At 42.3% G+C, this 19,743-nt stretch carries 24 protein-coding genes; 20 read left to right on the top strand and 4 right to left on the bottom strand.

Annotation, left to right across the window (positions count from 1 at the left end; genetic code table 11):
- Positions 1-18 precede the first annotated feature (18 nt).
- From O6R05_RS02435 to fni, 11 genes are all read left to right on the top strand, one after another.
- Positions 19-714, top strand: a complete 696-nt coding sequence (locus O6R05_RS02435) for a cyclase family protein (protein WP_271191951.1) — start codon at positions 19-21, stop codon at positions 712-714.
- A 14-nt stretch (positions 715-728) separates the two neighbouring features.
- Positions 729-1,655 carry a ketopantoate reductase family protein gene (locus tag O6R05_RS02440; RefSeq protein WP_271191952.1) on the top strand — a complete coding sequence of 309 codons (927 nt, stop codon included), beginning with the start codon at positions 729-731 and terminating at the stop codon, positions 1,653-1,655.
- 67 nt (positions 1,656-1,722) lie between these two features.
- Positions 1,723-2,199 carry a YhcH/YjgK/YiaL family protein gene (locus O6R05_RS02445; protein WP_271191953.1) on the top strand — a complete coding sequence of 159 codons (477 nt, stop codon included), beginning with the start codon at positions 1,723-1,725 and terminating at the stop codon, positions 2,197-2,199.
- Positions 2,200-2,212: 13 nt separating this feature from the next.
- Positions 2,213-3,214 (top strand): TRAP transporter substrate-binding protein, encoded by a 1,002-nt coding sequence (locus tag O6R05_RS02450; protein ID WP_271191954.1) that lies wholly within the window; start codon positions 2,213-2,215, stop codon positions 3,212-3,214.
- 10 nt (positions 3,215-3,224) lie between these two features.
- The gene (locus O6R05_RS02455; protein WP_271191955.1) at positions 3,225-3,692 is read left to right on the top strand and encodes a TRAP transporter small permease; all 468 of its coding nucleotides are present in this window, start codon (positions 3,225-3,227) and stop codon (positions 3,690-3,692) included.
- 15 nt (positions 3,693-3,707) lie between these two features.
- The gene (locus O6R05_RS02460) at positions 3,708-5,012 is read left to right on the top strand and encodes a TRAP transporter large permease (RefSeq protein WP_271191956.1); all 1,305 of its coding nucleotides are present in this window, start codon (positions 3,708-3,710) and stop codon (positions 5,010-5,012) included.
- A 370-nt stretch (positions 5,013-5,382) separates the two neighbouring features.
- Positions 5,383-5,778 (top strand): hypothetical protein, encoded by a 396-nt coding sequence (locus O6R05_RS02465; RefSeq protein WP_271191957.1) that lies wholly within the window; start codon positions 5,383-5,385, stop codon positions 5,776-5,778.
- On the top strand, positions 5,775-6,164 hold the full coding sequence (locus tag O6R05_RS02470; RefSeq protein WP_271191958.1) for a hypothetical protein: 390 nt from the start codon (positions 5,775-5,777) through the stop codon (positions 6,162-6,164). The genes O6R05_RS02465 and O6R05_RS02470 overlap by 4 nt, the downstream gene beginning before the upstream one ends.
- A gap of 112 nt (positions 6,165-6,276) precedes the next feature.
- On the top strand, positions 6,277-7,161 hold the full coding sequence (murB, locus tag O6R05_RS02475) for a UDP-N-acetylmuramate dehydrogenase (protein WP_271191959.1): 885 nt from the start codon (positions 6,277-6,279) through the stop codon (positions 7,159-7,161).
- On the top strand, positions 7,161-8,000 hold the full coding sequence (gene rapZ / locus O6R05_RS02480) for an RNase adapter RapZ (RefSeq protein WP_271191960.1): 840 nt from the start codon (positions 7,161-7,163) through the stop codon (positions 7,998-8,000). The genes murB and rapZ overlap by 1 nt, the downstream gene beginning before the upstream one ends.
- A gap of 8 nt (positions 8,001-8,008) precedes the next feature.
- On the top strand, positions 8,009-9,031 hold the full coding sequence (gene fni, locus O6R05_RS02485) for a type 2 isopentenyl-diphosphate Delta-isomerase (protein WP_271191961.1): 1,023 nt from the start codon (positions 8,009-8,011) through the stop codon (positions 9,029-9,031).
- A gap of 81 nt (positions 9,032-9,112) precedes the next feature.
- On the opposite strand, the gene O6R05_RS02490 is transcribed toward fni, so the two are convergent.
- On the bottom strand, positions 9,113-9,778 hold the full coding sequence (locus O6R05_RS02490) for a DUF2207 family protein (protein WP_271191962.1): 666 nt from the start codon (positions 9,776-9,778) through the stop codon (positions 9,113-9,115).
- A 103-nt stretch (positions 9,779-9,881) separates the two neighbouring features.
- Between O6R05_RS02490 and trxB the strand changes: the two genes are divergently transcribed.
- Positions 9,882-10,829 (top strand): thioredoxin-disulfide reductase, encoded by a 948-nt coding sequence (trxB, locus tag O6R05_RS02495; RefSeq protein ID WP_271191963.1) that lies wholly within the window; start codon positions 9,882-9,884, stop codon positions 10,827-10,829.
- A 198-nt stretch (positions 10,830-11,027) separates the two neighbouring features.
- On the opposite strand, the gene O6R05_RS02500 is transcribed toward trxB, so the two are convergent.
- The 3 genes from O6R05_RS02500 to mnmA are packed head-to-tail and all read right to left on the bottom strand — an operon-like array spanning position 11,028 to position 13,281.
- The gene (locus tag O6R05_RS02500; protein ID WP_271191964.1) at positions 11,028-11,525 is read right to left on the bottom strand and encodes a pyridoxamine 5'-phosphate oxidase family protein; all 498 of its coding nucleotides are present in this window, start codon (positions 11,523-11,525) and stop codon (positions 11,028-11,030) included.
- Positions 11,526-11,567: 42 nt separating this feature from the next.
- On the bottom strand, positions 11,568-12,206 hold the full coding sequence (locus O6R05_RS02505) for a 50S ribosomal protein L25 (RefSeq protein ID WP_271191965.1): 639 nt from the start codon (positions 12,204-12,206) through the stop codon (positions 11,568-11,570).
- Between the two features lie 10 nt (positions 12,207-12,216).
- Entirely contained in the window at positions 12,217-13,281 is a 1,065-nt protein-coding gene (mnmA, locus tag O6R05_RS02510; protein ID WP_271191966.1) for a tRNA 2-thiouridine(34) synthase MnmA, read from the bottom strand.
- A gap of 140 nt (positions 13,282-13,421) precedes the next feature.
- Here mnmA and O6R05_RS02515 point away from each other — a divergent pair, with 140 nt between their 5' ends.
- The 8 genes from O6R05_RS02515 (at position 13,422) to rpsI (ending at position 19,089) form a co-directional block, all read left to right on the top strand.
- On the top strand, positions 13,422-14,480 hold the full coding sequence (locus O6R05_RS02515) for an FAD:protein FMN transferase (protein ID WP_271191967.1): 1,059 nt from the start codon (positions 13,422-13,424) through the stop codon (positions 14,478-14,480).
- The gene (locus tag O6R05_RS02520) at positions 14,470-14,976 is read left to right on the top strand and encodes a hypothetical protein (RefSeq protein ID WP_271191968.1); all 507 of its coding nucleotides are present in this window, start codon (positions 14,470-14,472) and stop codon (positions 14,974-14,976) included. The genes O6R05_RS02515 and O6R05_RS02520 overlap by 11 nt, the downstream gene beginning before the upstream one ends.
- Positions 14,973-15,506 (top strand): thermonuclease family protein, encoded by a 534-nt coding sequence (locus O6R05_RS02525; RefSeq protein ID WP_271191969.1) that lies wholly within the window; start codon positions 14,973-14,975, stop codon positions 15,504-15,506. Before O6R05_RS02520 ends, O6R05_RS02525 begins: the two co-directional genes overlap by 4 nt.
- Positions 15,507-15,548: 42 nt before the next feature.
- On the top strand, positions 15,549-16,055 hold the full coding sequence (locus tag O6R05_RS02530; protein ID WP_271191970.1) for a phosphatidylglycerophosphatase A: 507 nt from the start codon (positions 15,549-15,551) through the stop codon (positions 16,053-16,055).
- 8 nt (positions 16,056-16,063) lie between these two features.
- Positions 16,064-16,345, top strand: a complete 282-nt coding sequence (locus O6R05_RS02535; protein WP_271191971.1) for an NADH-quinone oxidoreductase subunit NuoE family protein — start codon at positions 16,064-16,066, stop codon at positions 16,343-16,345.
- Between the two features lie 7 nt (positions 16,346-16,352).
- Positions 16,353-17,855: a 4Fe-4S dicluster domain-containing protein gene (locus tag O6R05_RS02540; RefSeq protein ID WP_271191972.1), complete on the top strand. Its 1,503-nt coding sequence runs from the start codon at positions 16,353-16,355 to the stop codon at positions 17,853-17,855.
- A gap of 400 nt (positions 17,856-18,255) precedes the next feature.
- Positions 18,256-18,687: a 50S ribosomal protein L13 gene (rplM, locus tag O6R05_RS02545; RefSeq protein ID WP_271191973.1), complete on the top strand. Its 432-nt coding sequence runs from the start codon at positions 18,256-18,258 to the stop codon at positions 18,685-18,687.
- 9 nt (positions 18,688-18,696) lie between these two features.
- Complete coding sequence (rpsI, locus tag O6R05_RS02550) at positions 18,697-19,089, top strand: 30S ribosomal protein S9 (RefSeq protein WP_271191974.1); 393 nt, start codon at positions 18,697-18,699, stop codon at positions 19,087-19,089.
- Positions 19,090-19,743 lie beyond the last annotated feature (654 nt).

Below are 19,743 nucleotides of genomic sequence, written 5' to 3' on the forward strand. Positions count from 1 at the left end.
AGAAAAAGGAGTCGAATTATGAATAGTTCAGTGTACAAATTAGGGAATTTACGTGTTATTGATTTGACAAAAGTTCTTGATCCAGAAACAGAAACACGAAGATTAGCTCTTGAAAGATTTAATACCGGTGGGCCCATTCCAGATTGGCATACACATATGGATATTACTTCACATCTGGGAACTCATGTGGAATGTCCTTACCATCATTTTGAAAATGGCACAGATGTAGCATCCCTGCCGCTTACTGCATTTATGGGAAGAGCCATATATATTGATTTCGAAGATAAACTGGAAGGTTACACACACATTAGCGCAGCGGATTTAGATAAAGCTACCAAAGGCCTAATTAAGGAAGGTGATATTGTAATATTAGATTCGGCATACAAAATTGAACCATTTACTAAAAAAACTAACACACCAGAAGATAAAAGGCTTTTAATTGGTGAAGAAAGTGCAAAGTGGTTTAAAGACAAAAAAGTAAAATGTGTAGGCTTTGGAGAAGGTGTTTCAATAGAAAATTGTAATGATGATGTTAAACCATTTCATGACCTTTTAATGGAAGACGATATTGTATTTTTAGAAGTTCTTCAGAATTTGGAAAAATTACATTCCAAAGTATTTTTCATGAGTTATACTCCAATGCCTATTAAGGGATTAGACTCATGTTCGATTAGAGCTTATGCAATTGAAGGACTTCAAGAATTTTCTGAATAAGGAAGGTGAAGGAAATGAAAATAGCCGTATTAGGTGCGGGTGCAATGGGTTCAATATATGCGGGGCATCTATCGCAAAACAATGAAGTATATGTTATTGATGTAAATCAAGAGATTGTTGATCGAATTAACAGTCAAGGTATGCTTATTGAAGAAAATGGAGAAGTTAATAGCTATTATCCCAAAGCTCATGTTACTACCGAAAATTTACCCGAAGTAGATTTATTATTAGTATTTGTAAAATCAATATATTCAGAAACAGCGTTGGAGAACAATAAACACTTAATAGGTAATAACACTATCATCATGACACTGCAAAATGGTGCAGGACATGAAAAACTTCTAAGTAAATTTGTACCAGAAGATCGAATTATTATAGGGACAACAGAAGATAATGGGGCTGTTTTAGCGTCAGGGAATATTAGAAGAGGTGGAGATGGTAAGACTAATATAGGAACTGTTTTAAAGAGTGCGACAATAAATTTGAATGAAATTAAAGAAGTTTTTGATAAAGCGGGATTCCAAGTAAATATTAATTCAAATATTCAGCAGTTAATTTGGAATAAATTAATTATAAATGCATCCCTATCAGTAGTGACTGGCGTTTTACAATGTTCAATAGGGGATATTGCGAGAAATGAGTATGCTTGGGAAATGACAGTAGCTCTTTTTGAAGAAGTTATAAAAACGGGCGAAGCACAGGGGTTAAAATTTGATTGGGATATTGAGCTTGAAAAAGTGAGAAAAGTCTCAATAGATAACCCTAATGGCTATACATCGATTTACCAAGATATAAAAAATTTAAGAAGAACAGAGGTTGATACTATTAGCGGCGCGGTAGTCAATGCAGCTCACAAATTAGGAGTAGAAGTTCCTATATCTGAATTTGTAGTCAATATGGTGCATGCGTTAGAAAAAAACAATAACAAATTTATTGTCTAAATATATGTCAATGAGAAAACATGATGGCAACTATCAAACTTTTCTAACTTAATTATAAAGGAGTATTATGATATTTCTAACAATAGAGCAAAATTATCAGCAAATGGGTCTCTCGCCAGTCTTGGTCAAAGTAATAGATTTTTTAAAAGAAAATTCATTGGCATTAAAAAGTAAGGAAATAGGGGTCTATGAATTAGAAGGAAAAGATATTTTTTACCAAGTCATCGAAACTGAAACTGAGGAAATACAACGTAGAAATGCTGAAAGTCATAAAGAGTATTTGGACGTACAATTTGTAGTAATAGGCGAAGAATTTATCGGGATAACTCCTTGGAAAAATTCATATAAAGTTCAAAATGTTGATGTGAATAGAGATTTATGGCTTTATGAATCAGTGGAAAATGAAGGTTATATTCATGCTGTAGAAGGGTGTGTTAGTATATTTTATCCTGAAGATATACATAAACCACAGATAGCAGTGAATGGACCCGCTTTCGAGAAGAAAGTAGTAGTTAAAGTTAAATACAGCTTGATAATGCAATAAAGAGAGGGGAAAAATGAAAAAAATAGTATCTTTAATTTTTATTATACTAATCATGGCACTAAACACGAGCTGTTCTAAAAATAGAGATGAATTCGGGGAAACATATCAAACTATTAGAGTATCCTTCAATCAAAATACCGAGCATCCTCAATATTTGGCCATGAAAAAATTTGGAGAAGAATTTGAAAAAAGAACAAATGGAAGATATAAAATAAAAATTTATCCCAATGGTGTACTAGGATCACAAAATAATACGGTAGAGTTCATAAGAACAGGAGCTCTGCAAATGGCTATTGTGCCTTCATCTTCGGCAGAAGTATATGAAACAGACTTTGCAATAGTAGGAGCTCCTTATTTATATGAAGGTATTGATCATATGTCTAGGGCTGTACAAGCAGGGGTCTATGATGATTTATTCAAAATGACACATCCATATAATTTTGAAGTAGAAACAATATATACCGCAGGGGAGAGAAATGTTTATGCTAAAAAACCAATTGAGACAGTTGAAGATTTAGAAGGTCAAATAATAAGAGTGAATGATAGTCCTACATATATTGAAATGACTAAATTAATGGGTGGTAATGGGGCGGTCATGAGCCAATCTGAAGTATATACAGCACTGCAACAAGGTGTAGTCGATGCGGCGGAAAATTCAGAGTTAGTTTATCGTGATTTTAAAAATTATGAAGTGGCACCGTATTATGCTTATACAAAACATATAGTGCATCCGGATGTAGTTATAGCTAGTTTAGAATTTTTAAATTCCCTAAATGAAGATGATAGAAAAATCTATGATGAACTTATAAAAGAATCATCAAAATATGAATTTGAACTTTTCTCACAAAAAATTGAAGAAGCGAAAAAAGAAATACAAGGCAGTGGGGTTACATTTAGTTATCCAGATGTAGAAGCTTTAAGACAAAAAGTTTTGCCTTTAACAGAGAAGATTGCAAATCAATCTGATACAACTAAAAAAGTATATGAATCAATAAATGAGTTGAGAGAGAGGTAAAGGAGACAAAATGAATAAAATAAAACAAGTTATGGACAAATTACTTGAAATAATATGTGTAGTTGTCTTTTCTTCAATGGTCATCTCAACAACCTACCAAGTTGTTGTTAGATATGTTTTCAATAGTCCGAGTGCGTATAGTGAAACAATCACCAAATATTTATTTGTATGGTTAATTTTATATTCTGCGGCATATGTATTTGGGAAGAGGGAGCATATATCTATAGGTGTATTAAAAAACAAATTGAAAGGGAAAAATCAACAAGTTGTCGAGATCTTAATCGAATTTATTATAATAATTTTTGCTGTTGTTGTTATGGTGTACGGGGGATTCAACGTTGCAAGCATGAATATGTTGCAATATGATTCGATTTTAGGCATACCAACCGGTTTCGCATATTCCTGTATACCCATCTCAGGCATTTTAATAATTTTTTACAGTGTATATAATTTGTCAACATTGTTAAAAAAGAATTAAGTTTAAGGAGGAAATATGTCATTAATAATTAATATAGCATTAATAATGCTTGTACTTATCGTAGTGCTTCTTATATTGGGAGTTCCAATATCCGTTTCAATTGGTTTATCATCAGCTGTTGCGATGTTATTGATGTTGCCTGCAAATGTAGCTTTTACTACATCTGCTCAAAGAGTATTTGCAGGTTCCAATTCATTTTCATTAGTGGCTATTCCATTTTTCGTTTTGGCGGGCAATATAATGAATAATGGTGGTATTGCCACAAGACTTGTCAATGTATCTCAAGCATTAGCGGGTAAACAACCGGGTTCGCTTGCTATTACCAACATTATTGCAAATATGTTTTTTGGAGCTATTTCAGGTTCAGCAGCAGCGGCGGCGGCAGCTATAGGTGCAGTAATGGGACCTATAGAAAGAAAAGAGGGTTATGATTCAAATTATTCTGTGGCGGCAAATGTAGCTTCCGCTCCGACTGGAACTTTGATTCCGCCATCCAATACAATGATTGTATTTTCTACAGTAGCTGGTTCAGTTTCCATTGCAGCACTATTTTTAGCAGGTTATGTCCCTGGCATTCTATGGGGGTGCGGTTGTATATTTTATGCCAGATATGTAGCAAAAAAGAGGGGTTATGTGCCAGATGTAGTTTTATCTAATACCGAAAAGTTAAAAGTAGTGTGGCAAGCATTACCATCTTTGCTATTAATAGTTATAATTGTAGGGGGGATTTTAGCCGGTATTTTTACCCCAACAGAAGCTTCTGCAATTTCTGTTGTATATTCATTATTATTATCTCTATTTTACAAATCAATAAAAATGAAGGATTTGCCTAAAATTATTTTAGAATCTGCGATAACAACAGGAATTATTACATTTATGATAGGTGTTTCTTCTATAATGAGTTGGTCAATGGCATTTACGGAAATTCCAGATCTTATTGCACAAACTGTATTAGGATTGACTTCAAATAAATATGTTATTTTGTTAATTATGAATGTGATTCTTTTAGTAGTAGGAACTTTTATGGACGCAACACCTGCTATTTTAATTTTTACGCCAATATTTTTACCTATAGTTACTCAGTTAGGAGTTCATCCTGTTCATTTTGGGATAATACTTTGTATGAATCTTGCAGTAGGTATTATTACTCCTCCTGTAGGAACAGTTCTGTTTACAGGCTGTAGAGTGGGAGGCGTCACTATAGAATCTGTTATAAAAGATTTGGTACCGTACTTTGTGATAATTACAATTTCATTATTGCTAGTAACATTCATACCAGCAATCTCATTATTTTTACCAACAATGGCAGGATTAATTTAAACTGCTTAAGTATTAATTTGACGAAGGTTAAATTGTTTTACTAAACTATATCCGGACGAATTTCGGATATAGTTTTTATTTTGAATTTAGTCAGTTGAGTAAGCTTTTGAGAGGATTTATATGTACTCGTTATAAGGGAAGGTGATACTGGTAATAATCCCAATTGATCATAGGATTATTATAGAGTTATTGGGAATCAAAATAATAGTATTAAACAAAGAAAGATGGGTATTTAGAGATGATTGTCGGTACTATATGGTTTTGCCTGCATAGGTAATTGATACAATAGTTAAGATTTAACTAATAGGGCAGTAATGCCCTATTTTTTACTGGGAACTTATGTCTCTTGGGTACTAATAAGTTAGGTGATATGATGAATGATCAAATTTTAAAAGAATTGGATGAGACTTTATTGGCGATTGATGAAGCCAAAGCAGCGTATAGCAGTGCTAAAAACTTTGGCATTTTAGATATGTTTGGCGGCGGCATGATTTTAAGTATGATCAAGCATAGTAAGATGGATCAGGGTAAGGCCGCTATGGATAAAGTCGAAAAAGAGTTGGAAGATTTGAAGCAAGCTTTTAGTCACCAGGATCTAAATTTGTATTTGGATATATCGGATAGTTTTTTTGATGTGTATTTCGATAATATTTTTTCTGATTGGAAAACACAGCAAGCTATTGCGAAGAATCAAGAAGCGCTGGAGGATTTGGAGTCCAAACTTAGAGCACTTCGTACACAACTGACCACAGAGGAGGTTCTATGAATCGACAACGCATGATAGAAAAAATAAACACGGCTCTGGATTCTGTAGAGGAAGCTCGCGGAGCTTTTAAGTCTGCACGGCGCTGGGGTATTTATGATACCGTCTTTGGGGGCGCTATCTCCAGTTTTATAAAACGGTCCAGGAGTCGAAAAGGGGAGCGGTTTATGACTGATCTTCAATATAAGTTAAGGGCTGTAGCTGATGAGTTGGAAGGTGTAGACCTGGAAGGCCTGAACATAAAAGGAGGGAGTTTTTTAGGTGGCATTGTGGATATTTTTTACGACAATGCCTTGGTGGATCTTTTTGTGCTAGGCAATACTCAAAGTAATTTAAAACAGTTGGATCGTATTGAAAAGGCTCTTTTGGATTTAAAACATCGTATTTAATAGATCATGTACTGAGACGTCCGAGTGGCGTCTTTTTTAGACTGTATTCGACAGTGGCATGAGACGCTTTTATGATGGTTTGAATTAGTGTATAATGAGGCTGGGGTGAGATGTGAATTTAGAAAATCTTGGGCTCTTTTACAAGGAAGAGCCGTTAAGTGGTTATACAACATTTAAAATTGGAGGGCCTGCGGAGTATTTATTGATCCCTCAGAATGAGACAGCACTGATTGAGGCATTGGATCAGGCAAAGGCGTATGGTGTGGCGGTGACCATACTTGGCAACGGCAGTAACGTCCTTGTGGATGACACCGGTGTGAAGGGTCTTGTGATTGTGCTGAAAAATACTTTAAATGTGTTGACTGTCCGGGGTGAGACGTTATATGCCGGAGCAGGGGCAACGATGCAGGAGGCGGCACTCGCCGCATATCGGGCCGGGCTTAGCGGCTTGGAGTTTGCCCATGGCATTCCCGGCACAGTCGGCGGCGGCGTGATTATGAACGCAGGGGCTTATGGCGGAGAACTCACCGATGTCGTGGCTTCCGTCCGCCTTTTGGATAAAACAAACCAACCTTTGGTAGTGGACCATGACGCAATGGCTTTTCGTTATCGCGGCAGCCGTGCTATGGATGAGGGACTGATTGTTACCGGATGTACGTTTAAATTACATCCCGCAGATAAAGCGGGCATTCGAAGCACGATGGATGAGCTCATGGATCGGCGTAGGGCGAAGCAACCTTTGGAGCTGCCCAGTTCCGGCTCCACCTTTAAACGTCCGCCGGGGCATTTTGCCGGTAAACTCATCACCGATTGCGGTCTAAAAGGGCTTCGATATGGCGGTGCTATGATTTCTGATAAGCATGCCGGCTTTGTTGTCAATGTGGACTCTGCCACGGCGGAAGATGTGAAGCAGCTCATCGCCACCGTTCAAAAGGTGATTAAAGAAGAGTACAATGTTTCGATTGAACGAGAAGTGAAATACATTGGAGGACGGTAGTGGAAATTATTGTCATTACCGGTATGAGCGGTTCGGGCAAATCAGCAGCTCTCAACGTCTTGGAAGATCTGGGTTACTTTGCCATGGACAACTTGCCGCCGGCATTGATTCCTAAATTTGTGGAGTTGTTTAAAAAAGCGGAGACTATGGATAAGGTCTGTGTCGTCGTCGATGTGCGAAGTGGAAAATATTTTGCCGACTTTACGAAAGAGTTGAAGGCTTTAAAATCTGACGGCGTGGATGCAAAGATTCTCTTCCTCGATGCCCAGGAGAGTATCCTGGTAAATCGTTATAAAGAGAAGCGCCGGCCACATCCTCTGGACAAATCTGTCACGGCAGGCATTCGTAAAGAAAAGGAAATCTTAAACGATGTGAAGCTTGCAGCAGATTTTGTGTTGGATACATCGCGTATGAGTTTACATGGTCTCCGTACACGCATTCTGGAGCTTTTGAATTTAAAGATTGATGAAGCTCTTAAGATCTATGTCAGCTCGTTTGGATTTAAAAATGGTATTCTCGTTGATAGCGATCTGATTTTTGATGTCAGGTTTTTGCCGAATCCCTACTACATTAGCGAGCTTAAATATCTCAACGGTACGAATGCCGCCACGAGGGACTTTGTTTTAGGGCATAGCGTCACTGGTATCTTTTTAGAGAAAACGTTAGATCTGTTAAAATTTTTAATTCCCCATTATATTCGTGAAGGCAAGACCACACTGACGCTTGGTGTGGGTTGCACCGGAGGATTTCATCGTTCCGTGGTCATCGCCACAGAGCTGGGCAAAAAATTAAACCAACTGGGCTACACTGTGGAAGTGTCTCATCGCGACATTAGCTAGGAGTAAACATGAGAAATTATAGAAAAAGAGAACACATAGAAAATTATCTGCGTTCCAGTTTTAGAGGCGATCCCCTATTTGATGATGTATTCCTATATCACAATGCGCTGCCCGGTGTGAATTTTGAAGCTGTGGACACGACTGTGGACTTTTTAGGTCGAACCATTGCCTTTCCTTTGATGATTAATGCTATGACCGGAGGTACGGACTTTTCTACGGATATCAATACCAACCTGGCAGAGCTTGCTAAGGCCTTTAATATTCCTATGGCGGTGGGATCCATGACGATTGCCATGGAAGATGACGATGCGAAAAAATCGTTTAAAACCGTGCGTGACACCATTGGCGATGGCATTCTTATCGGTAACTTAAGTGGTTACACCGGAGTTGATACGGCGAAATACTGTGTCGATCTGATTGGCGCTGACGCCCTTCAAATTCATTTGAATCCTGCGCAGGAGCTGGCGATGAATGAAGGCGAACGTGATTTTTCTTCAGTGTTAAAAAATCTTGAAGCTGTCATCGGTGCAGTGGACGTCCCTGTCATTGTAAAAGAGGTGGGTTTCGGACTCTCTCCAGATACCATCACGCGTCTCTATGATATCGGTGTGCGCAATGTCGATATTGCCGGATTCGGCGGTTCCAATTTCTTTGAAGTGGAGAATCTTCGTACGCCGGATACCGATGTCTCGGATTTATACAGCTGGGGTATTCCTACAGCGATGTCCCTTATCGAAGCGGTGAAAGTGCGCCAAGATGGTCTGTATATTATTGCATCCGGTGGCGTGCGTAATGCTCTGGATGTGGTGAAGTGTTTGGTCCTAGGTGGCGATTTGGTCGGGATAAGCGGCGAGGTATTGTCCTATCTTATTCATGGCGGCTATGACTATACGCTAAGTTATCTTAGAGAACTCATGACCAAAGCGCGTATGGTCATGGCGTTAAGCGGTGCGTCCAATGTGGCCGCCCTTAAGGGCTTGCCTTATCGGGTCAAAGGGGATTTGAAAGATTTATTGGATAAGATTTACTGAGTATAATCGAATAAGATGAGAGCATTGGAGGGCGACGGGCCCTCTTTTTTATGAAAAAACGGCACAAGAGCTGTGCCGCAATCATATAATTTTTTTCATCTGCTCCAACAAGACGTCATAGTTGAGACCCGGCTCAGATGTGAGCTTATCCGTTGCAATGCCAAGGGCAAGTGCCAGGTGGTTGGCAACGGGATCAGCGGAAGGGGTAAAGTTGTCTTTAAAGACAATGGCATCTCGGACCAGAGCTTCTCCGGTTTCCGGCTTTTTAAAGTATCGCACAGTTTGAGTCATACCGGCGAAAAGGCCTGCAATGATGAGAAGCATGCCCACAACAGGCATCTTTGGTATAAGGATGAAGCCGCCAAGCATCACACCAAGAGCCCCTAATAGACTTAAAAGCAGTACGGTGCTGTTTTTTTGTGTTTTCAAACGGTGGTCGTAAAGACTTTGATCCAATGCGTTAAAGAAGGCTTCAAAGGCTTTGTGATGTTCATCAGGCGCAGCTTTTTTGGCGTCGGATAAAGTTTTGAACGTCACGGTCGTGTTGTTCTGAAATAAGATCTCCAGAAGCTTTGATTCAAAGGTCGCGAGGGAATCGCAGCTGTGCTGTCGTACGATGTCCGTCTCTGAAACCACCACGTGACCCCTAAGGGATAGATCCAGTAAGGTTGCCAGCACCATTTCTTTGTAATAGCGATTTGAGTAGGCTAAGGCGGAAATCGCCGCCGGTTTGTATTCTGTGAGCATAGATACCTCCGCTTTCAGTATACACATCCTTTTGTGAGTTTTAAAGGATTTAGGGTACAATAAAAAGAGTTAGTGTAAGAATTTAAGAAAGAAAGGGATCGCAATGTACGATTTAGTTATTATTGGCGCCGGTGCTGCCGGCTTAAGTGCAGGTCTTTATGCTGCACGTGCAAATTTAAATACACTGGTTATTGACAAGGGTCTGGAGGGCGGCCAAATTGTCAATACTGAAAAGGTTGAGAACTATCCCGGCATTTTGGAAATTGGCGGTATGGAATTCGGACAAACCTTAAAGAAGCAAGCGGAGAGTTTTGGATGCAAAGTTGTGATGGATGACATTCAGGAGGTGGATCTTACTTCCAATCCGAAAGTGCTCAAAGGACGTATTGATACCTATGAAGCCAAGACTGTGATTTTGGCCAATGGCGCAAGTCATCGTACTGTCGGCGCTGAAGGCGAAGAGGTATTTAGCGGACGGGGGATTTCCTATTGTGCAACGTGTGATGCAGCTTTTTATCAAGATAAGGAAGTGTATGTTGTCGGCGGTGGCGATGCGGCTGTGGAAGAAGCGCTGTTCATCACACGCTTTGCAAGCAAAGTACACCTTATTCACCGCCGTAATCAGCTTAGAGCTTCGGAGGATCTTCAAGCTCAGGCTAAAGCCAATCCAAAAATTGACTATATGTGGGACACTGAGGTCGTGAAGTTTTCCGGCGATAAAATGTTGAGCAGCTTTGATGTTCGAAACATTAAAACCGGCGAAACAAAAACCATATCTTCCGATGATACGTTCGGGGTCTTCGTCTTTGTCGGATATGTGCCGCAAACCGCCCTGGTTGAGGGACAAGTGACATTGGAAGACGGATATATTGTGACCAATGACCACATGGCAACCAATATTGCGGGTGTATTTGCCGCAGGCGACATTCGCGCGAAGAAAGTGCGCCAGTTAGTGACTGCAGCAGCAGACGGTGTCGTCGCGGCTGTGTCTGCCGACCAGTATATTGCCGAACAGGAAGGTACGCTTTACGAAGGCTTGGTTCAAGCGTAAATTGTTGTATCGATAATGGTTTCAGGATAAAGGTCACGAACAATTGCTACAGTGAAAAAGGGATTGATGACGTACGCTACGATGTGCCCGGTGTGGAGCCTTGCCTTTGGCCGCATCGCCTCTGAAAGCTGGCGGATATTTGGGTTTCATCAATCAATAAAAAAGCTCTTCCTTAAAATAGGGAAGAGCTTTTGTTGTTTAACCGCGTTTTTTACCGGTGACGTTGGAGAGGAGGACTTTGTAGATGTTGGTATGATCCAATAGACCATCTGCAATAGTCTCAAAGTGTGCCATATAATCAGGGTAGTACTTGGTGTAAAGTTTTTCGATGGCGAAGAGTCGCTCGCTATCCTCGTGAACGAGTTCCAGACGACCATCGGCAATTGCTGATTCATAGGTATTGCTAAAGACGTGCTCCTTTAAGAAGGCGGGGTCGTCGTTGTGAGCCTGTACCGCTTTGGGAGTAGGATGAGCCACGTCGGCGTTCACGACGAAGACTAACTTAATCATTGCTTCGCGCTCAAAAATATCCACTTTAGTACCTTCGTCACGAGAGGCGAAGTAAAGGTACGCACCGTCACGGACATGAGAGAACGGCACCGAGTGAATGTTGAAGTCAAAGACGCTCATGACGGCAAAATCGGCACGGTCAATGACTGAGTAAGTTTGTTCCAGGTTGAGATCCAGAGTTTTCATAATCACCTCAAAAAAAGGCAAACCCGAAGGCTTGCCGTAAAATTAGTTTTCTTCAGTTTCCGCTTCTTGTTCAGATACGGTTGGAACGTCAGCCGCGTCCATGTTTTCACCTTCAAGATCACTTTCAACTTCTTCTTGTGGCTCTTGAAGTACGGCAACAGGTTCTTCAAGGTCGATGAAGAATTCGAGTTTATCATTGGAAGCAATATCCAGGTCTTTGACAAGGACTTGGTCGTTGATTTCCATATTTTCCACGTTGTAAATGGCTTCGGATGGAAGATCTGCAGGCAGACATTCCACTTCAACTTCGTTGATCATTTGAATGAGTACAGATGGTTGGACGCGGATTTCATCACGGCCTTCTAATACGACAGGAACTTGAACACGGATCTTAGCGTTCATATCGATGAGGTATAAGTCGAAGTGAAGAATTTGGTTTTTGAATGGGTGCATTTGCAAGTCTTTGATCAGGACTTGTTGCACATCGCCGTCGATATCAACTTTGAAGATACTGGATGTACCATAGGTTTCGTAAGCTTTGAGCAAATCTTTTTCTACAACGCTTACGGATACGGCTTCATTGCCTTTGGAGTAGATTACACCGGGCACGATTTGTTGTGCTCTTAGTTTGTCTACTTGGTTTTTACCTGCTTCAGATCTCTTTTTTAACTGTAATGTCATAAGTGCCTCCTTAGTCTATTATGCCGGATCCCAGACAGATGTCTTTATCATAAAAGACCATTATCTGCCCCGGCGTCACTCCCTTTAGGGGATGATTAAACGTAACTTTAAGCTTCTCGCCCACCTGTTCCACGGTAGCCTCTTCGTCCTTGGCGCGGTAGCGAATTTTTACTGCGCACTGCAGCGGGAAGGTGGGGGTGGCGGTGATCCAGAAGGGATCACTAACCCAGGTTTCTTTGATGTAGAGGGCCGGATGATCAATGCCTTGAGCGACAATAAGCCGGTTGTGCTTCAAATCTTTCCACTGCACAAAAAAAGGCTCGCCATTGCCCATACCGCCAAGACCGATACCTTTGCGTTGACCGATGGTATAGTGCATCAGCCCGGAATGCCGTCCCAGTTTCTCACCCTCGTAAGAATAGATGTCGCCGGGTTTTGTGAAGAGAAATTGATCTAAAAACGCATTGAAGTTTCGCTCGCCGATAAAACAGATGCCGGTGGAATCCTTTTTACGAGCCGTGGCAAGATGATTGGCTTCGGCGATAGCTCGCACGTCGCGCTTGTCCAATGCACCGACGGGGAACAGCGTCTTGGCAAGAGCCTCCTCTGTGACACGGGAGAGGAAATAGGATTGATCTTTGTTGGGATCGGCGCCTTTCAGTAAGTACGTCCGACCATCTATCGTTTTGGTACGAGCGTAGTGACCCATGGCAATATAATCGCAGTTCATCTTCATGGCAAAATCCAAAAAGGCTTTGAACTTGATTTCAGTATTGCACATGACGTCCGGGTTGGGTGTGCGGCCACGCTGATATTCTTCCAGAAAGTAACTGAACACCCGATCTTTGTATTCTTTTTCAAAGTTGACGGTATAGTATTTGACGCCAAGCTGGTCGCACACGCGCACGACATCCAAATAGTCATCAGCTTGGGTGCAGAACTCATCGCCTTCATCGTCCCAGTTTTTCATAAAAACACAGGTCACATCATAGCCTTGTTCCAAAAGTAGGACCAGGGAGACGGATGAATCGACGCCGCCACTCATACCGAGAAGGACGGTTGCTTTCTTTGTCATATAGGCCTCCAATCTAACCTTGTATTATTATACATGAGCAACCCTTAAAAATCCAGAAAAAATGGAAAATTGCACCGTCGGACTCATCTTTAAACTTTTAAAGACCGAGAGTTTTTGATAGACTATAACAAGGTGATTTTATGAAAACAAAATTGAAATGCCTTCTGATTATGACAGTTATCAGCGTGATGCTTGTCGGCTGCGGCACAGGCAAGAAGGAACTTCAACGCTTTGACATTCAGTTCTTCGAAGCTTTTGATACGATTACAAATTTTCAAGTTTTCGGCTATGATGAAGCGGAAGCGAACGCACAAATTGAACAGCTCAGAAATGAATATTTCCGGCTCCATGAGATCTTTGATCGCTATCACAGTTATGGCGATTTAAAAAATCTCTACTATCTCAACCACCATCCGGGCGAAGCTGTCCCGGTGGCTCCGGAACTCTATGATCTCATTGATACAACACTGCAGCGAAACCGCGAGATCAGTGCTAAGGTCAACATCGCCATGGGACCTGCCATTGACCTTTGGACCGCCTATCGAGACGTCCATCTTGCCGGCGGCGAAGCGGCTGCTGTGGCAAAATTCGGCAAGCCGCTGCCATCTCGTGATGAATTGGAAGCGCTGCGGCCGCTGATGGATCAGACACACATTGTCCTTGATCCTGAGGCCAAAACCGTCACCATTGAGCCAGGGATGATTTTGGATCTCGGGGCTGTTGCGAAAGGCTATGCCGCGGAGTTGGTTGGAGAGATGGCACGGGAGTTGGGCGTTAAGTCCATGCTTATTTCTGCCGGAGGCAATGTGAAACTGGTAGGCGAGCATCCGACGAAACCTGCCTATAAAGTGGCCATTCAAAATCCTCTGGACGGCAATGATCAGTCCAACTATTTACGTGTGATTGAAGCCAATGATGTCGCTATTGTCACCAGCGGGGACTATCAACGCTTCTTCGATTATAACGGCCGCCGATACCACCACATTCTCGATCCTGAGACCTTGGAGCCTAAGACGCTGTATAAATCGTTCAGTATTGTCACTAAAGATTCCGGTGAGGCGGACTTTTTATCTACGGCACTCTTTTTAAGTACAATGGATGAGGCTCGTGCCATTGCAGAGGCCAGGGGTCTGGGCATTATATATTACACCGAGGGCGGCGAACTCGGCGAGATGGGATTGGAGCACTATGAGAAATAATGTACGCGGTCTTTTCATTCATTTGCTTATTACGGCGCTGATTTTCGGATTGTCCTTTATTATTAATCTGAGTCCTGCGGTGGTGAAGCTGCTCTATGGCAATCGGATTTTTTGTGTGGTGGCGGCATTGTTGCCCTTACTTCTCTACTATCTTTTTGGCGGTTGGCTCTCAAAATTTCAGAATCCGAAATTGGATTTCTTTGCCGGCAATATTATTGTGCTCTTAGGTGTGGTATTAGGCCTATTCTCCCTTATCGGATTTACCCGTCCGGAAAATGCTGATGTGGCGGGGACACTGTTTCGACTGCCGATGGATATGTTTTTATTTGCCCAGATCTATTCGCTGAAAGTGCTGGGCTTGCAAGCCGGACATATTGCACTGTTGGGGACGAGTTTTGTGCCGGGGATTATATTCGGCATTCGCATTAAACAGGATCGGGGACGTATCAGCCGTCATCGCAGACGGCGACCGCGCGAGATGAGAGGCCGCCGATGAAACAGCTGAAAAAGGCAGTTCTTGTCGTGGTGATCTACATTGTCTACCTCGGTGTGGGAAGCCTTTTAGATTCAGAGGCTACCTCTACGACGATGACTTCCGCCGTCGTCGAATGGGTCTCAGATGGCGATACCCTTCGCCTCACAGACGGGTCAAAGGTGCGAATTATCGGCATGAACGCACCGGAGATTAACAGTCACGAAGCTTTCAGCGAGGAAGCGAAAGACTTTGCGATTGAGACGTTAAAAGACCAAAACGTGTATCTGGAGGCGGACAAGGAGACTGAGGATCAATACGATCGCAAGCTCTATTATGTGTGGCTTGCACCCCAAAAGGAAGGCGAAGTACCGAATATGGCGGATAATTTCACCTACCTGATGTTGGAACGCGGCCTTGCAAGAGTCTATACCTTTGCCCCCAACGATAAGTACTACGATGCGTTTATCTCGGCACAAGACGAGGCCATTCGGGCTAAGCGCGGTATGTGGGCCGTGTCCCATGAGGGGACTACACGAGGTAATGACTTATAGTACGACTACAACTTATTACATTGATAATAACAGGAGGAACTTGTGGCTTATAAATATTCAACCGAGTTGTTGTATGAAGCGGCTGTCGATCAACTTCACAATTTAGGTGTGACCTTAGATGATATTGCAGAGATTGTTCATCTGCTTCAAGTAGACTATATCCCGGATCTGACTATGGGAGAGTGTCGCGAGAACATCGTTGCCGTGTTGCAAAAAAGAGAAGTGCTCCATGCCGTCCTAACCGGCCTTGCCATTGATGACTTGGCGGAAAAAGGCATGCTCCCTGAACCGATTCAAAGTATTATTGCCAGTGATGAATCACTCTATGGTATTGATGAAGTGCTGCCTCTTGGGATTGTCAATCTCTATGGCACCATTGGTCTGACCAACTTTGGCTATTTGGACAAAAAGAAAGTTGGCATTATAGATCATTTAGATAAGTTAAAACGCTCCAACGTCAACCATGAACACGTGGAGACTTTTGCTGACGATATTGTCGCTGCCATTGCCGCTGCCGCAGCAGCACGTATTGCACACACGAGATTATAGGAGGAGACATGAAAGTTACAATTTGTATGGGGTCCCGCTGTACCTTACTTGGCGCCAATGCCATTTATGATGCCGTGGAGTTGTTACAAGATGATATCTGCGGACCGGAGTCCGACTACTGTTCAGCAGACAATTTGGAAATTGAACTCAGCCAGTGCTTAAATACTGAGTACTGCAACTCTGAGGATCAAGCTCACCGTGCACCGGTTGTGGTCATCGACGATGAAATTATCTTTAGAGCCACACCGCAAGAGGTCAGTGCTAAGATTATTGAAAAATTAAGAAGTTGAGGAGCCTATGAAAGAAACCTATAAAAGCATAGTGGATATCCGACGTAAAGTGTTTACCGAAATCGCCCGGATTGCCTATGAAGATTTGGACATCTCGGAATTGGAAGACTCCTCCTATCGTATTGTGCCCGGAGAAGTCGCCAAGTATCGCGAGGATATTTTCAGAGAACGGGCCGTGGCTGATGAACGCCTTCGTCTCGCCATGGGGATGGACGTGCGCAGTATCTCGGTGTACAGAAAACTCACTGATGGGTTTGATAAAGTCGATATGGATACCAACGCCTATGAACAGCCGCTGATCAACGTGATTAAATTCGCCTGTGAGGCCTGTCCGACGAAAGCTCACGTCGTGACGGACAACTGTCGAAAATGCATGGCTCACCCTTGCACTAACGTCTGTCCGGTCAATGCGGTTTCCGTAGGGCGGGATCGGGCGCATATTGATAAAGAGAAATGTATCAACTGCGGACGCTGCAAAGAGGCCTGTCCATACCATGCCATTGTCATGTATGATCGTCCATGTGCTGCAGCGTGCGGCGTCGATGCTATCGGATCTGACGAGTATAACCGTGCTGAGATCAACCATGACGAATGTGTGGCTTGTGGTCGCTGTATTGCATCCTGTCCTTTTGGCGCTATTGCGGACAAGACGCAAATTTACCAATTGATTAAAGCTATTAAATCTAAAAAGCAAGTGTACGCCATTATTGCACCGTCATTTGTCGGTCAGTTCGGGGCAAAGTCCTCACCGGCACAAATTGTCGAAGGGATTAAACGACTTGGCTTTAAAGATGTGGTGGAAGTCTCTCTGGGCGCAGATGTCACCACAATGAATGAAGCTAAAGAATACCTGCACAGAGTACCGAATGACATTGACTATATGGGCACGTCCTGCTGTTTCAGTTGGTCCTTGATGGTGAAGAACAGATTCCCGGAACTCTATGATCAAATTTCCGACTCCGGCTCACCGATGCGCTATACTGCCGAATACATACATGAGCGAGACCCTGAAGGGGTGGTGTGTTTTATTGGCCCGTGCACATCGAAGAAGCTGGAAGCTTTAGATACTCGTGTGAAGTCCTATGTGGATTTTGTCATCACCTTTGAAGAACTCATGGGTATGTTTGTTGCAAAAGGTATTGAGCCGTCTGAAATTGCTATTGACAGTTCAGTGGACGATGCTTCGGCGCTGGGCCGCGGGTATCCGATTGCCGGCGGTGTCGCTGATGCGGTGAAAAAAGTGGCTGAGGAATTGGAGCCGGGACGTGACATTAAAATTGTCGGAGCCAACACCCTTTCCGAGTGCATCAAGATGGTGAAAATTGCCAAAGCGGGCAAGTATAACGGCTATCTATTGGAGGGTATGGCTTGTCCGGGCGGTTGTATTGCCGGTGTCGGTACCATGGCATCGGTCAACCGTGTCAAGAAAGACGTGCAAAAGTTTATGAATGACGCGCCGGTACATTCACCGCTCAATAATGATAAGCTGAGCACGACGGAATTTAAATAAGCAGCTCAGTTTTCTGGGAAAGTGCACGTTTATGGCGTGGTTGTTCAGCAGCGCTGCGGAAATCAAAGATTGCCTCTATCACGGCGGCCGACATAGTTGTGTTATTTTTGAGTGGGCGGTCCAGTGATTTGAAGCCTGCTATACGGTCTGGACGATGATACAGCGTACGAAGTAGAGAGATGGTCACGACTGAACGTCGGGCGACAGATGTCAGATCATCTGTCACAGCGGAGCTTCGCAGATAGGCAAGCACTGCTAAAAGACTGTATTTTTATCCTTAAAAAAATTATGAAAAGGCGACAAAACTCCGCAATAAGCTCTTGATTTTATGGGCAGGATGGGTTAAAATATTCAAAGTGTTTTAAAAGCCCCGGAAAAATTTTAAAACAGGAGGAAGTCCATGAAGTCATATATGGCAAAGGCAAGTGACATTGAAAGAAAATGGTATGTTATCGATGCAAAAGATAAGGTACTTGGTCGCTTGGCAACAGAAGTAGCAACCGTTCTAAGAGGAAAGCATAAACCAACTTACACCCCACATGTGGATACTGGGGACTATGTCATTGTTATCAACGCAGATAAAATCAAACTAACCGGAAATAAATGGCAACAAAAAATTCACGCATACCACACTGGTTATCCAGGAGGACGTCGTGAAGTAGCCTACACTGAAATCAGAGACAAACACCCTGAACGCATTGTAGAATACGCTGTAAAAGGTATGCTCCCTAAGTCCAGACTTGGTCGCAAAATGTTCACTAAACTGAAGGTTTACGCCGGTGAAACTCATCCTCACGAAGCGCAAAAACCTGAAACTTTGGAACTTAACTAGGAGGCAAGAATGGATAGAACTCAATACAGAGGAACAGGAAGAAGAAAGACATCCGTAGCTCAAGTTCGTCTTCTACCTGGCAACGGTAATTTCACAATTAACGGAAGAGACATAGAAGATTTCTTCGATTACGAAACACTACGTATCGTAGCTAAGGCGCCCCTTGAACTCACCGAAACCACTAACGGTTACGATGTTATCGTTCGTGTTAAAGGCGGCGGGTACACCGGACAAGCAGGTGCGATTCGTCAAGGTATTGCACGTGCACTTATCGAAGCTGATCCGGAACATCGTCCAATTCTTAAGAAAGCCGGTTTCTTAACTCGTGACCCTCGTATGAAGGAACGTAAGAAGTACGGTTTGAAGAAAGCAAGACGTGCACCACAATTCTCAAAACGTTAAACACGTTTATCCCTATATCTTTGGATATGGGGATTTTTTATTTACACTAGTGTATCAGTCAGGGAGAAACTAAAGAAGTTGCCACAGGGCAGGCCTTTTATTTTGACCATTTTCTTATGTATCACGATGTTATAAACGAATTATTAAATTTTAAGGTAACAATTAGACAGATAAAATTCTTTAACGATGTTGGATGAAATAGGCAATAGTTATGACGTATCAAGCCTAATAAGATTTAGACGTAGGAAACTTTAACGTCGCATTAATCGTCTGATATCGAATATTACTTCAATTCCAAAAATACGATGGAAGAACGAGATGTAATAATAAAGAGGTTTCATCAATAGTAAACATAATCGCTATCAAAATATCTTTCGTCCTATCCAGAATAGAGGACAATAACGTTTGTAAAACTTAATGTCATGGAAAAGTCATTGAAGTTCCTAGTACTCTCCTTTTTCCCAATTATGTCAATCATGATAATGATGGGCAATTCATGGTGCCCTATGTATGTGTAATGCTTAGCTATCTCATTGCCTTTGAGAAGTTAAACATTAAAAATTTAGTGATGTATGCAATTAGCGATAATATGTACGGCAACAAGTGCAGTTATTTATATCGGACCTGCTATAAAATATGCAAGCCGTGGATTTG

Origin of the sequence: Peptoniphilus equinus (genome assembly GCF_027921445.1) — a bacterium.
GTDB lineage: Bacteria > Bacillota > Clostridia > Tissierellales > Peptoniphilaceae > Peptoniphilus > Peptoniphilus equinus.

Bases quoted from the DNA above. Each gene is read 5' to 3' on its own strand.
- O6R05_RS02445 (WP_271191953.1), top strand. From the start codon at position 1,723: ATGATATTTCTAACAATAGAGCAAAATTATCAGCAAATGGGTCTCTCG.
- O6R05_RS02450 (WP_271191954.1), top strand. From the start codon at position 2,213: ATGAAAAAAATAGTATCTTTAATTTTTATTATACTAATCATGGCACTA.
- O6R05_RS02465 (WP_271191957.1), top strand. From the start codon at position 5,383: ATGATGAATGATCAAATTTTAAAAGAATTGGATGAGACTTTATTGGCG.
- O6R05_RS02535 (WP_271191971.1), top strand. From the start codon at position 16,064: ATGAAAGTTACAATTTGTATGGGGTCCCGCTGTACCTTACTTGGCGCC.
- O6R05_RS02490 (WP_271191962.1), bottom strand. From the start codon at position 9,778: ATGCTCACAGAATACAAACCGGCGGCGATTTCCGCCTTAGCCTACTCA.
- O6R05_RS02520 (WP_271191968.1), top strand. From the start codon at position 14,470: ATGAGAAATAATGTACGCGGTCTTTTCATTCATTTGCTTATTACGGCG.
- rplM (WP_271191973.1), top strand. From the start codon at position 18,256: ATGAAGTCATATATGGCAAAGGCAAGTGACATTGAAAGAAAATGGTAT.
- O6R05_RS02435 (WP_271191951.1), top strand. From the start codon at position 19: ATGAATAGTTCAGTGTACAAATTAGGGAATTTACGTGTTATTGATTTG.
- O6R05_RS02500 (WP_271191964.1), bottom strand. From the start codon at position 11,525: ATGAAAACTCTGGATCTCAACCTGGAACAAACTTACTCAGTCATTGAC.
- O6R05_RS02440 (WP_271191952.1), top strand. From the start codon at position 729: ATGAAAATAGCCGTATTAGGTGCGGGTGCAATGGGTTCAATATATGCG.
- trxB (WP_271191963.1), top strand. From the start codon at position 9,882: ATGTACGATTTAGTTATTATTGGCGCCGGTGCTGCCGGCTTAAGTGCA.
- O6R05_RS02505 (WP_271191965.1), bottom strand. From the start codon at position 12,206: ATGACATTACAGTTAAAAAAGAGATCTGAAGCAGGTAAAAACCAAGTA.
- O6R05_RS02540 (WP_271191972.1), top strand. From the start codon at position 16,353: ATGAAAGAAACCTATAAAAGCATAGTGGATATCCGACGTAAAGTGTTT.
- O6R05_RS02470 (WP_271191958.1), top strand. From the start codon at position 5,775: ATGAATCGACAACGCATGATAGAAAAAATAAACACGGCTCTGGATTCT.
- fni (WP_271191961.1), top strand. From the start codon at position 8,009: ATGAGAAATTATAGAAAAAGAGAACACATAGAAAATTATCTGCGTTCC.
- mnmA (WP_271191966.1), bottom strand. From the start codon at position 13,281: ATGACAAAGAAAGCAACCGTCCTTCTCGGTATGAGTGGCGGCGTCGAT.
- O6R05_RS02460 (WP_271191956.1), top strand. From the start codon at position 3,708: ATGTCATTAATAATTAATATAGCATTAATAATGCTTGTACTTATCGTA.
- rpsI (WP_271191974.1), top strand. From the start codon at position 18,697: ATGGATAGAACTCAATACAGAGGAACAGGAAGAAGAAAGACATCCGTA.
- O6R05_RS02515 (WP_271191967.1), top strand. From the start codon at position 13,422: ATGAAAACAAAATTGAAATGCCTTCTGATTATGACAGTTATCAGCGTG.
- O6R05_RS02525 (WP_271191969.1), top strand. From the start codon at position 14,973: ATGAAACAGCTGAAAAAGGCAGTTCTTGTCGTGGTGATCTACATTGTC.
- O6R05_RS02455 (WP_271191955.1), top strand. From the start codon at position 3,225: ATGAATAAAATAAAACAAGTTATGGACAAATTACTTGAAATAATATGT.